Here is a 12840-nt window from a genome sequence, read left to right as displayed (position 1 = left end):
GATTAATTTGTCTGAGGAAAATTGTTATGAGAAAGCAAAGTACCCAAAAAGTTAGTGTTGACAAAAAGGTTGATTTAAGTGGCTCTCTCTTGCATGGGGTGCAATAAAAAGTTCCCTTAAAACTGTTATATCCTTAGAAATTTGATGGCTGTAAATGAGCTTTTAACAAAAGTAAACATTTGCATCACACCACAGAATTTTTAATGCACCTGATAATGACTAGAAATACTTCTAAGGATTTTTGTGACTAGGAACAACTTATCAGTTTTGTTGAACCATATTGGTCTAGTTAAATACAAAATTAAGATTTCTCGTATTCCCCAAGAGCAGATGGCGAAACATTTGTGAATTTTTCTTAAAACCCTTGCAAATGGGCTGATCAGCTTCGTCGTTTGACAATGAAAATTACTAAAGGTTTAAATAAACTAGCTGATTCTAGTATGTATATACGAGATCGATAATCAACACTCTGATCGAAAAAATTAAGATTTACTTTTATTTAGCATAGGATCAACTTCTCATAGTTACTTTGTCTTTTCACTCTGTCGGGAGTTGTATATAGAGAAATGTAATTAGCGACGATTGAATTGATTAAAAAACATGGGGTATAGTTTGGTTTTGTTTTGTTTTTGGGAAGGGCATGGTCACAGCAAATTTTTGGGTTGAAGTCTTAGTAGATTCCCCTTTTGCTCAAGGACTATTTACCTATGTTATTCCGGCGGGAACAATGGTAAATCCGGGTGATATTGTTTCTGTGGGTTTTGGGTCACAGCAGGTGGGGGCGACCGCCATTCGTCTGTTGTCAGACCTGCCGCCCTATCTTGATCCCGAGCAAATTAAACCCATTGAAGAAATTGTTGCCCGGGGCTTTTTTTCGCCGACCTATTGGCAGCTTCTTTGGCAGGTTTCAGACTATTACCAGGCTGATCCCATGGCGGTTATTAAAGCGGCTTTGCCACCGGGTTTATTGCGGCGATCCCAGACTCGTATTCGGTTACGAAAAGATGTCTTGGAGACTTCAAAGCAACGGTCACTTTCATCTGTAGCAATGGCTGTTTTGGTGTGTCTACAGGGGGGATCATCAGCGGGTTACACCGTAAAGTATGTCAAACGGCAAATTAAGTCGGCAGATAAGGGCATTAAGGAGCTGTTAAAAAACGGCTTAATTGAGCAATATTTACAAACTCCGGCGATCGCCAAGGTGCAAAAACGTAAGTCCGTAAGCATCCTTTCAAATCAAACAGAGCTAAGTAAGCGTCAACAGGAAATTTTCCTCGTCCTGCAACATCATGGTGGCGAAATGTGGCTAGATGAGCTGGTGGCGGTAGCCAAAACGACGGCGGCGACGCTCGACAAAATGTCCAAAGCCGGGGCTGTGGCGATCGCCGAGCGGGAAAAACTGAGATTACACAAGTCGCCAGAGCAGCAACGCGATCAAGTTAAAACCCTTACCTTTGATCAACAAAGTGCTGTTGAAAAAATTTTGGCGATGGATAGTTACGGTGAGGTTTTGCTCCATGGTGTGACAGGTTCTGGCAAAACGGAAGTCTATCTTCAGGCGATCGCCCAAGTCCTACAACGACAAAAATCCGCCCTCGTACTCGTGCCCGAAATTGGCCTCACCCCCCAACTTTTAGATCGTTTTACCGCCCGTTTCGGTGACAAGGTTTTGGTCTACCACAGCGGTTTATCCACCGGAGAGCGCTTTGATACCTGGCGACGCATGCTATTGCCGATCCCCCAAATTGTCATTGGCACTCGCTCAGCAATCTTTGCTCCCCTACGGAATTTAGGCATCGTCATTCTCGATGAGGAACATGACACCAGCTATAAACAAGATCAAAAAACACCCCATTACCACGCTCGAACCGTCGCCCGATGGCGTACCCAACAAGAAAATTGCCCCCTGATTCTTGGTTCTGCCACCCCCGCTTTAGACACTTGGCAACGGTTTCAAACCCCACAACCTGAACATTGCTATCTACCTTTACCGGAACGCATTCAAGCAAGACCTTTACCCCCTGTAACGGTGGTGGATATGCGCCAAGAACTACGCCGGAAAAATTTTTCCCTGTTTAGTAAGCCACTGCGCTCAGCCCTCCACCAGCTTAAAGAAGCTAAAGAACAGGGAATTTTATTTGTGGCACGGCGCGGCCACAGTACATTTGTATCTTGTCGTAGTTGTGGCTACAAAATGGTTTGTCCCTACTGTGATGTCACCTTGTCGTACCACTACGTCAAAGAAGGCAGCGCTCAAACCCTAAGATGTCACTATTGCAACTACAGCCAATTACAGCCGAAATTTTGTCCTGAATGCGGTTCTTCGCTGTTTAAATTTTTTGGTAATGGTACACAAAAGGTGGTGCAGGCAATGCGTGAAGAATTTCCAGAGTTGCGTTGCCTGAGATTTGATAGCGATACCACACGACGAAAGGGTGCTCACCGGGATTTGTTGGGGCAATTTGCGCGGGGTGAGGCGGATATTTTGTTGGGCACGCAGATGCTGACTAAAGGGTTAGATGTGTCGCAGGTAACGTTGGTGGGGATTTTGGCGGCAGATGGTCTATTGTTTCAGAGTGATTTTCGGGCAGCGGAAAGAACGTTTCAAACTTTGGTGCAAGTGGCTGGCCGGGCTGGTCGCGGCGATCGCCCCGGAAAAGTAATTTTGCAAACCTACTCACCGGATGATCCCGTTATTCAAGCGGTTAAAAACCATAACTATGAAAAATTTGCGACCCAGATTTTAGCGGAACGGGAAATGCTGAACTATCCTCCCTTTGGCAAACTTGTGCTGATTCGACTGACGGGGGAAAGCCATGATCTCGTCAAGCAAACCACTGAGGCGATCGCCGACCAATGTCAAAAAATCCTCGATATTGATGACGAGCTCTTAGGCCCTGTTCCGGCCAATATTGCCCGCATTGCGAATCGATGGCGGTGGCAGGTTGTTTTAAAATTTTCGCCCGATAAAACAAAAATTCCCGACCTACGCCATTTACAAAAAAATTGTCCGCGCCAAGTCAGTTTTTCGATTAATGTCGATCCCATTTATCTCGATTAAGCCGTAATTTTCATACTGATATCCAGCCACGGCGCACGAGTAATGGTGGCACTGGTGGAAATAAAATCAACGCCAGTTTCTGCGACTGCCCGAATGGTATCGAGGGTAATATTGCCAGACGCTTCTAATTTGATGCGGGGATTAATCTCGCGCAATTTAGGAATAATTTCGGACATTTTTGCTGGCGGCATATTGTCCAGCATCACAATATCAGCACCTTGTGTAACAGCTTCAATGGCTTGGTCGTGGGTTTCCGCTTCGACTTCGATCGCCAGCGGATAAGGACTATGGACACGCACTGCGGCGATCGCCTCGGAGATGCCCCCAGCCGCTTGGATATGATTATCTTTGATCATCATGGCATCATCCAAACCATAACGATGATTGCGGCCACCGCCAACATTGACAGCGTACTTTTCGAGTAATCGTAAGCCCGGTGTCGTTTTGCGAGTGTCTACAAGAGTTGTGGGTAAATCTGCAATCCTTTGGGCATACTGAGCCGTTTCTGTGGCGATCCCACTCAGACGCATCAAAATGTTTAACGCAACCCGCTCACCCATCAATAACGTATCAAGGGGAGCCTGAAGCTCAGCAATTAAAGCTTTAGGTTCACCAGCTCCTCCTTCATCGAGGGAGCAAGCCATTGAAAAATTTCGGTCAATCAGCTGAAAAACTCTTGCGACAAAAGGTAAGCCGGCAACGATCCCCGGCGCTTTTAAAATTAATTTTGCTTCTCCCGCAGGTGCTTGTTTCCCAGTAAATAATGCTTCAGTGGTGCGATCGCCGCGACCAAGATCTTCCTGCAACCATTGTTGTAATAACGGATCGACCAATAACCAAGCAGGCGGCTTAGCGAAATTTTTACGCGTCACCATCTACATCATCTTTACTAGGGGAAGCATTATAGAGATTATCCAAACGCTGTCTCGCATCTTCCACATCAAGGGAACGCACAACTAAAAGCGGCTCACTAATGGGACGACCAGCATCGTCGAGCATTTCTGGATGAGGCGTAAACTTAGGGCGAGGCGGTTGAGGTGACCCATTACTCTGAAAATTTGGATAGACCCTTGTTTCACTACTCAGCATCATAAAACTGCGAACCAGATTAATTGCTGCGATGGTCGCAATAGTACCGAATGCCAAGATAAATAGAAAATGAAACATACTTTTTCGCACTCCGCCTACACAAATAAACATTGTGGCGATCATAATTCTTTGTTCTCATCATATTATCTCGAAAAACTCACCCTCTTGCAAAGGGCGATCGCCACAATATTCATCCTTGGCGCTAATTTAAGAACATTAATTTTTTTTGAACAGTAAAAGAACAATAAAAAAAAGATAGACAAACAAGACTCTCCCTTCCCCTCAAACCCTCTTGGATCAACCACAGAGTCACGGTACCAAGAACGAATCATGATCAGTTTCGCGCCGACATCCTCACAGATTTTTTGCATCACCCCAGCAATCTTAATACTTTTTTAGTAACAGAAGCATCGACGGGAGACGACGACCCTTTTGAGTAGCCCCTGCCCAACTCAAGGAACCATGGGAAATAATTACCTGACATCAGTAACATCAGTTTGGGCTAAAGAATTAGCCTAAAATCCTTATAAATCAAGAACTCATTTAACATTTTCTCTATTTTCTGATTTGCAACAAAGGGTTTTTATGCAAAATATCCTGTGTACCATGCTCACCCAAAAGGAATTTTCTAAATGGGACAGCTCAAAATACAGATACAAAAAAACAACACCATTGCAACCACAACTCGGACATTGCCACTTCATCTCTGGCACTAAGAGCAAGCCCTATTCATGCGGAAGTCGTTATAGTAATCCTGTAGGATAAGGATATTAAGTGTGCGGTGAAAACCGTTAATCAATGACATTAGAGTTTAGCCATAGCGAAGATCTTGCCCCGTTAAACCAATTAACTGAGCCACAACGGCAAGCTTTACTAAACATTGTTTACCGAGTACGAGCATCCCTTGATATTAAAGAGATTCTAGAGACAACGGCTGCTGAGATTCGGCAAATACTAGGGGTTGACCGCGTCGGTATTTTTCAGTTTCGCCCCCATACTGGCTGTCGTATTGGCGAATTTGTAGCGGAGTCCGTTGCAAGAAAATTTCCGTCGGCGATCGCCACTCCCGTACAAGATACCTGTTTCAGCGAGCAATACGTCCGAGGTTATCAAAACGGACGAATCCAAGCAATTAGCGACATATACACCGCCAAACTCAGCCAATGCCATATCGACGTATTGGCGCAATTTGAAGTCCGCGCAAATTTAATTGTACCCCTGCGGGTCAAAGGAAACCTATGGGGTTTATTTTGCGTACACCAATGCCGTAGCCCCCGAGATTGGCAAACCCAAGAAATCGAATTTATCAGACACCTTGGCCACCATCTAGATATTGCTTTACAGCAAGCAGAACTACTTGACCATACACTCCAACAATCTGAACGTCTCAGATTACTCACCCAAGAGCGCGATCGCTTTTTTAGTTTGTCACCCAACCTCTTTTGCGTAATGAATTTCGATGGAGACTTTATTCGAGTCAACCCAGCCTGGTACGACATCCTAGGCTACGTACAAGATGAACTAATCAACAGTAACTTTTGGTCATTTATCCATCCCGATGACGAGGCCATTACAGAAGCAGCGCTATCGACACTCCGCAAAAACAATAATCACGGCTCCTTTAACCTAGAGCATCGTTTCCGTTGTAGTGACGGCACGTACAAATATCTGGCATGGTCTGGTACTGGCGTAACCTCCGAAAAACGAATCTACGGGATTGCCCGCAATGTAACAAAACGCAAACAGCTCGAATTTGCCCTCGAACAACGGAGCCACGATTTAGAAAAAACCCTTAAAAAACTCAAACAAACCCAATCCCATCTCGTACAAAGCGCCAAAATGTCGAGCTTAGGAGAACTTGTGGCAGGCGTTGCCCACGAAATTAATAATCCCGTAAACTTCATCTATGGCAATATCAGCCATATCGAGGACTACACCCAAACTCTCATCAAAATCTTAGAAGCCTATCGACAGGTTTACCAAGAGCCTCCAGCAGAAGTTACGGATCTTTGCCAAGAAGTAGATCTCGAATTCACGTTAGAGGACTTACCAGCAGTCGTAAATTCCATTCAAGTTGGTGCAAATCGCATTAAAGATATCGTTGTTTCCTTACGCAACTTCTCGCGGCTCGACGAAGCAAACTTTAAAACTGTTGATGTCCATGAAGGAATTGACAATACTATTTTAATTTTGCAAAACCGCCTCAAAGCAAAACCAGACCAATCAGAAATTAAAATTCAGAAACGCTATGGCGACTTGCCAAAAATTGAATGTTACCCTGGTCAACTTAATCAGGTCTTTATGAATATTTTAAGCAATGCCATTGATGCAATCATCGATTCCAAGAAATCAAAAAATGGCATCATTACAATTTCAACAACAGCGATACTCAGCGAGCGAGAAATTTTAATTACGATTCGTGATAATGGCTGTGGCATGGACGAAGAAACTTGTAGCCGTATCTTTGACCCCTTTTTTACAACAAAAGATGTGGGGAAAGGAACTGGTTTAGGGATGTCCATTAGCTATCAAATTATTACCGAACGTCACCACGGTTCTTTAATCTGTAAGTCACAACAAGGTGTTGGTACAGAGTTCGACATTCTCCTGCCCTTCAATCAAGCCGAGCCCTAAAACAATTTCATCATCCACAATGCTTAAAAAAAAATCGCCCGCTAAGGCGATCAATATGTCTTGGCAATTACTTAGTTTTGGAAACTAGGTTTTGCTGAATTTCCTTCAGTGATTAAAACAAGCCTAGAGTTAAAGACTCATCAATGGGGAAACAAGAACCTGCACCGAGCCAAAGGGTAACGGCTGTTCCAAAGAGGAAGACAGTCATTGCCACAGGGCGACGGAAAGGGTTTTGGAATTTGTTGACACTCTCGATGAAGGGAACCATCATCAAACCGAGAGGGATCGCGCCTTGGCAGGCAATGCCAAGAAGCTTATTGGGAAGAACGCGCAAAATTTGGAAAACGGGGTATAAATACCACTCAGGTAAAATTTCCAAGGGCGTTGCAAAAGGATTACCGGGTTCACCGACCATTGCAGGGTCAAGAATTGCTAAACCAGCAATCAGACCGATGGTTCCCGCAATACAAATGGGGAAAGTGAACAAGATATCGTTAGGCCAAGCAGGCTCACCATAGTAATTGTGTCCCATGTTTTGAGCCAACTTTGCCCGGAGTGAAGGATCGCTAAGATCCGGTTTTTTCATGACAGACATGATAAAAGTTTCTCCTCAACAGTGAAGTTGCTATGAGCAAAGAAGATAAGAACTAGTCCTTACAAAGGACCAGAAATACCTTGCTTACGGATCATGAGGAAGTGGGCCAACATGAAGACCGCAATTAACCAAGGTAAGACGAAGGTGTGGATGCTGTAGAAACGAGTCAAGGTAGCTTGACCAACGCTCGTGCCACCACGAAGTAGTTCAACCATTTGATCCCCGACAATGGGAATTGCAGCGGGTACGCCGGATACGATTTTCACCGCCCAGTAACCAACTTGATCCCAAGGGAGGGAGTAGCCAGTAACGCCGAAGGAAACGGTAATACAAGCCATGATCACGCCGGTAATCCAAGTTAATTCACGGGGACGCTTGAAGCCGCCGGTGAGGTAAACGCGGAAAATGTGCAAGATCATCATTAGAACCATCATGCTCGCAGACCATTTGTGAATGGAGCGAATTAGCCAACCGAAGTTGACTTCATTCATGAGGTACTGAACTGATGTAAATGCTTCTGCTACGGTAGGTTTGTAGTAGAAGGTCATTGCAAATCCAGTTGCAAATTGGATAATGAAACAGGTTAGGGTAATGCCGCCCAAGCAATAGAAGATATTGACATGGGGGGGAACGTATTTGCTAGAAATATCATCGGAGATTGCCTGGATTTCTAGCCGCTCGTTAAACCACTTATATAATTTTGAGTCGGTAACTTCTTTTGTAAACATGAAGCCTGATTAGAAACGAAAAATCTCTTTACAAAAATGTAACACAGCTTGATAGCCTGAGGTTCCATCGGAGGCGATTGTCACGTGTTTTCCTAGATCTTGTAACAATTGTCTGGGCCAATGTGGTTGGGCGATCGCCGACCTCTTGGCTGCGGGGCAGATATGGTTGTGGGTGAAAGACTTGGTTTGAGGAAAAAAAACACCCAATTAGCTATATTGTTGAGAATATTAAAGTCTTTTTCATAAAACTCGACGAATGCTGAGAAAACGCTTTTGGGCGATCGCCTGTAGTCTGTTATTGATTTTAGGAATGGTATTTACGCCAACAAACGCGGCCGCTGCCTTTACTGAAGAACAGAGCGTGTTGCTGCAAGCGTGGCGTTATGTCAGTCAATCCTATGTTGACGATACGTTTAATAACAATAACTGGTGGCTACTGCGGCAAAAGTATCTGAAGCGTCGTCTAGAGACAAAAGACCAAGCCTATGATGCCATCTCGGAGATGTTGGCTGTTTTAGATGACCCCTATACCCGTCTTTTACGCCCGGAGCAATATCGCAGCCTTAAGGTAAGTACTGCTGGAGAATTGTCTGGTGTTGGCTTACAAATTAATATCAATCAAGATTCTGGTGATCTCGAGGTCATTGTCCCCATTGCTGGGTCGCCGGCTGATGAGGCTGGTATTGAAGCGAAGGATATTATTTTGGCGATCGATGGTGTTGATACGAAAAATATTAGCCTCGACGAGGCTGCTGCTAGAATGCGGGGTCCCAAAGGAAGCGCTGTTGCCCTAACAGTCAAGTCAGCAGTAACAAAAGCAGTCAGAACGGTGTCGATGGTACGAGATACAATTTCTCTTAACCCAGTCTATGCCAAGCTTGAGCAACATGAGGGGCAGAATATTGGCTACCTTCGTCTCAATCAATTTAGTGCTAATGCTAAGGTGGAAATTGAGCATGCACTTACGGATTTGCAAAGCCAAGGTGCTGATCGCTTTGTGCTAGATCTCCGTAATAATCCCGGAGGGTTATTGCAGGCTGGGATAGAGATTGCGCGCCTGTGGCTCGACCAAGAAACCATTGTTTATACGGTCAGTCGGGAAGGTATTTTTGATAGCTACGCCGCCACTGGTCATGCAGTAACAGATGCTCCTTTGGTTGTCCTTGTGAATCAGGCCACGGCAAGTGCGAGCGAGATTTTAGCGGGAGCGCTGCAAGATAATGGTCGTGCTCTATTGGTTGGGGAAAAAACCTTTGGGAAAGGTCTCATTCAGTCACTGTTCGAATTGCCTGATGGTGCGGGAATGGCTGTTACAGTCGCAAAGTATGAAACACCGCTGCACCATGACATTAATAAGTTAGGCATTATGCCGGATAAGGTGGTTGAGCAAGATCCAATTCCCTACCGCATGATGGCAACGGTTGAGGACGGGCAATATCAAGTGGCGTTGGATTTACTGAGCTAATTGATGTTCTGGAAAATCATCTGAGTATCGGGTTTTATCTCTGGGTTTCTTTTGAGGTATCGTCTTTGGCTAAATTTAACATTGGTTGAGGTTAAATAATTGCTACTGGAATATGTTGGCGGGATTTGGCGATCGCAGTTTGTCTGTTTCCCGCAGCTTTTGACTTAGAAAACGGCACATTTCGAGAATCATGTGGGGACGCTGGGTAACGAGGCTGAGAAAACGATTTTTTTCGAGTTTCAGTAAGGTGCAATCTGTCTGGGCGATCGCCCCATCCCATAACGGTGCATCGTCGAATAAAGCCACTTCCCCAAAATAGTCACCGACGCTTAACTGTTTGGTGGTGCGGGGTGTGCCGTCAACTTTCTTGGTTAGCTCCACTGTGCCTTCCGCAATGATGTAGAGATGTGCGGCATATCCCCCTTCATCAAAGATGGCTGTATCCGCCAAAATTTGAGTTTGCTCAAGGCTATCGTCAATTAGCATCAACTCATCGAGGGAGAGATTGCGGAAAAGTGTGACTGTTTTTAAAAGGAGCAGTCGGTTCATAGCAGTTTTGGCTGGGGCATGGGTGTCATAAAGCTCCCCTGCCACTTGTTTCACAAAGGGGTCGGGGTCATCAACTAGCACTGACGGTACCATCTCTAGGGCAACCAGCGCGCCAATTTTTATCCAGCGATCGCCGGATTCCATGGCTTCTAAAAGTACACGATAGCCTTTTTCCCGTAACCATTTTGGGGTGAGCGGATCACGGGGTTTCGAGGTAGCGCTGTCCTGTTCGACAAGGGCTTTGAGGTGGGGTAACAGCGGCGTGACAAACCGACGGTGATTTAGGGACGCGAGAAATTCGATGGCATTTTCGAGTTCTGCTTGGGCATTGGTGGCGAGCAGGCGGTTAATGACGTTTACGGTGGGGGCATAACCGAGGGCGGCTAGGACAAATAAAACTTTCTGGGTGAGGCGATCGCCGTAGTCTTGGATCGCAATGTGCAGAACCCTTAATTGGGGAGAGTCGATTAAATCCGCTTGCCATTGGCGGGTTTGGTCTAGCAGTTTAAAGCTGGGTTCTAAATGTTTAAATAAAACGTCGCTGGCATACCTTGTTTTCACCGCACCGATGGCGATAATTGCGGCATCAATCACTTCTGGGCGAGGGTTTCTGAGGCGCGGCTGGGCAGCATGAATACCTTGGCGACCATAAATAGCAAGGGTGATGGCGGCTTGTTGGCGGACTCTCGGTTCGAGATCTTCAAGGGCGGTGGCGATCGCCTCAATGTATGCGGGGCAACGGGTCGCGCAGAGTAAATTTAACGCTGCAATTCTAACTGTTGGTTCAAAATGACTGAGTTTGCTGCGGGCAATACTGGCCGTTTCTTGGTCGTCGATTTGGGTGAGGGGCAATAGAGCTTCTAAACCAGTGCGAATAATGTCGGGGTCTGTTTGGGTCAGCACAACATTGGGGATGAGGGGCGCAAAAACGGGTTTATCACTGGCTGCGACGATACGGGTAATAATCCTCGCGGTGGCGTGATTGAGTTCTTTATCCCAGTTTGTGGGCAGTTGGTTTTGCTTTTGTAGCTCGGCGATCGCCCCCAAGGTTTGCATCTCAGGATTTGTGTGACTGAGCCAAGTTTGAATTTGGGTGGGGCTAGGAATGAAGCGATTAATTAATAAAATTTCTAGGGCAAAAACCTGCCAATCGGGATTATCTAGACGCTGTATTAAATCTTGCTGGATCGGTTCAGAACAATCGGTAAACAGGGCGATCGCCGCGCCGTAGAGTTGTGGGTCAGTTGTGGCAACCTTTGGGGTGAGGAGCTGTTCGACTTCCGGCAAAAACTGATCGGGTTGCTCCATGCGTTTTGCCAATTCAAAGCCCTTGAGCTGACTGTAGCGATCGCCTTCTGCGAGCAATTCTCGAATCGCCTCGTAGGACTGAGGATTTAGCGGAATTGGCTCTAGATCAAACACATCCAAATCAATATTGTCAGACCGAATCATCTCCTCTAAACCATTGGCATAAAAGCGACCCATCGGTAACCGTACCGCCAAAAGTAACAGCGTTAAACCGGCCACAATCCAAGCCATTTGCTTGAGGTCGAGATAGATTTCGCCGAGCCACAGCACAACGCCCGCCAAGGTTAAACCCACCGCATAAATTAGCCCGTCACTGAGAGACCGAATGCGCCCCACAAATTCCCGTGGAATGGCGTTGTAATTGAGTTGGTGAATCGGTAAATTAATCGCTTTATACAGAGCATCACCGTTAATGTGTAGGGCGATCGCCGCTGGTAACCCAAAGCTGGACAGCAAAATTCCAAAGGTCGTTAAAGTGGTCATCGGGTAAACCGGATTGAGTCGCGCCACCCCAAGGATTTCCAGGAGCGGTTTCGTTGCGCCATAAATAACCGCCACTTGGATCAGGCTAATGACGATACGCATTAAACCCAAAAATCCCGTTAACGCCTGTTCATCAAAGTGATCGCCGTAGATGTTAAACCACAAAAATTCTGAGCTGATATAAATAATCACCAACAAAAAACTACTGCTGGCTAAAAATAAACTCAGGGGATAACGCTTCACGAGTTCGGGGAATGTCCGCATCGATTCCCATAGTCCGACTGATTCAGCGCTTTGGCTGGCTTGGGCAAGTTGTCGTTGGGATCGCTCTAAATATAAAAGCTGGGCAATGCCCAAAACATAAAAAATCGGCAAACAAAGTAATAAATTTTTCGTTGAACAGTAATGGGAAAGTACCGTCGTCAATGTTCCGCCGAGTAATGTGCCGATCGCCTGAGCAATGCCGATATTCGGGGCGTAGCGTTTGTATTCTAGGGTGCTGAAATAATCGGTGAGGAGACTGGGATACAGCACATTATTATGAAAATCCCACTGAAAAAAGATGGCGATGAGTAGCAAATAGTAGAGATAGGGCGAGTCGTAATTTAATAAAAACCGTAGCCCCAAAATCACGGGTATGGAACCGAACAAAATGTAGCGAAAAAGCTTGGTGCGGCTGTAGCGATCAACCAGTTGCGAAAAGAGCAAATACGCAGGCATCGAACATAGTCCAATGAGCGCAAAGGCAAAAGGTAGCTGGGATGCACCGACTTTACTGACAAATAATGAGTTGGCGATCGCCATGCCGAGGACACTGTAAATCAGAACCGTCACAGCGAGGGACAGTAACTGTAATAAGCGGTCAAACTTTAATGGGAAAGGTCGCGAAAAAGCAATTTGCACGGGCTACCTAGATCTCGCTAAATGT

General features: G+C 45.7%; 8 protein-coding genes. 3 read left to right on the top strand and 5 right to left on the bottom strand.

The genetic code is table 11. The features are described from left to right. The first annotated feature begins 640 nt into the window (after window positions 1–640). Window positions 641–3061 (top strand): primosomal protein N', encoded by a 2421-nt coding sequence (gene priA, locus NIES208_RS02910; RefSeq protein WP_075889535.1) that lies wholly within the window; start codon window positions 641–643, stop codon window positions 3059–3061. Here priA and nadC read toward each other — a convergent pair. Continuing rightward, window positions 3058–3936, bottom strand: coding sequence for a carboxylating nicotinate-nucleotide diphosphorylase (nadC, locus tag NIES208_RS02905; RefSeq protein ID WP_075889533.1), 879 nt, complete (start codon window positions 3934–3936; stop codon window positions 3058–3060). The genes priA and nadC overlap by 4 nt on opposite strands. Continuing rightward, window positions 3923–4228 (bottom strand): DUF2973 domain-containing protein, encoded by a 306-nt coding sequence (locus NIES208_RS02900; protein WP_075889661.1) that lies wholly within the window; start codon window positions 4226–4228, stop codon window positions 3923–3925. The genes nadC and NIES208_RS02900 overlap by 14 nt, the downstream gene beginning before the upstream one ends. 720 nt (window positions 4229–4948) lie before the next feature. Here NIES208_RS02900 and NIES208_RS02895 point away from each other — a divergent pair. Further along, window positions 4949–6784 carry an ATP-binding protein gene (locus tag NIES208_RS02895; RefSeq protein ID WP_075889531.1) on the top strand — a complete coding sequence of 612 codons (1836 nt, stop codon included), beginning with the start codon at window positions 4949–4951 and terminating at the stop codon, window positions 6782–6784. A 112-nt stretch (window positions 6785–6896) separates the two neighbouring features. Here NIES208_RS02895 and petD read toward each other — a convergent pair whose 3' ends face one another. Both petD and petB read right to left on the bottom strand, forming a co-directional pair. After that, window positions 6897–7379, bottom strand: a complete 483-nt coding sequence (gene petD, locus NIES208_RS02890; protein ID WP_075889529.1) for a cytochrome b6-f complex subunit IV — start codon at window positions 7377–7379, stop codon at window positions 6897–6899. 59 nt (window positions 7380–7438) lie between these two features. After that, window positions 7439–8107: a cytochrome b6 gene (petB, locus tag NIES208_RS02885; protein WP_075889527.1), complete on the bottom strand. Its 669-nt coding sequence runs from the start codon at window positions 8105–8107 to the stop codon at window positions 7439–7441. A 256-nt stretch (window positions 8108–8363) separates the two neighbouring features. Between petB and ctpA the strand changes: the two genes are divergently transcribed. Beyond that, complete coding sequence (ctpA, locus tag NIES208_RS02880) at window positions 8364–9572, top strand: carboxyl-terminal processing protease CtpA (protein WP_075889525.1); 1209 nt, start codon at window positions 8364–8366, stop codon at window positions 9570–9572. Window positions 9573–9674: 102 nt separating this feature from the next. On the opposite strand, the gene NIES208_RS02875 is transcribed toward ctpA, so the two are convergent. Continuing rightward, window positions 9675–12815 carry a cyclic nucleotide-binding domain-containing protein gene (locus NIES208_RS02875; protein WP_075889523.1) on the bottom strand — a complete coding sequence of 1047 codons (3141 nt, stop codon included), beginning with the start codon at window positions 12813–12815 and terminating at the stop codon, window positions 9675–9677. Between the last annotated feature and the right edge of the window lie 25 nt (window positions 12816–12840).

The sequence above is a fragment of the [Limnothrix rosea] IAM M-220 genome (assembly GCF_001904615.1).
GTDB lineage: Bacteria > Cyanobacteriota > Cyanobacteriia > Cyanobacteriales > MRBY01 > MRBY01.
Note: the sequence above shows the minus strand (reverse complement) of the source record. Positions and strands in the feature narration are given on the sequence as shown.

Bases quoted from the DNA above. Each gene is read 5' to 3' on its own strand.
- priA (WP_075889535.1), top strand. From the start codon at position 641: ATGGTCACAGCAAATTTTTGGGTTGAAGTCTTAGTAGATTCCCCTTTT.
- nadC (WP_075889533.1), bottom strand. From the start codon at position 3,936: ATGGTGACGCGTAAAAATTTCGCTAAGCCGCCTGCTTGGTTATTGGTC.
- NIES208_RS02900 (WP_075889661.1), bottom strand. From the start codon at position 4,228: ATGTTTCATTTTCTATTTATCTTGGCATTCGGTACTATTGCGACCATC.
- NIES208_RS02895 (WP_075889531.1), top strand. From the start codon at position 4,949: ATGACATTAGAGTTTAGCCATAGCGAAGATCTTGCCCCGTTAAACCAA.
- petD (WP_075889529.1), bottom strand. From the start codon at position 7,379: ATGTCTGTCATGAAAAAACCGGATCTTAGCGATCCTTCACTCCGGGCA.
- petB (WP_075889527.1), bottom strand. From the start codon at position 8,107: ATGTTTACAAAAGAAGTTACCGACTCAAAATTATATAAGTGGTTTAAC.
- ctpA (WP_075889525.1), top strand. From the start codon at position 8,364: ATGCTGAGAAAACGCTTTTGGGCGATCGCCTGTAGTCTGTTATTGATT.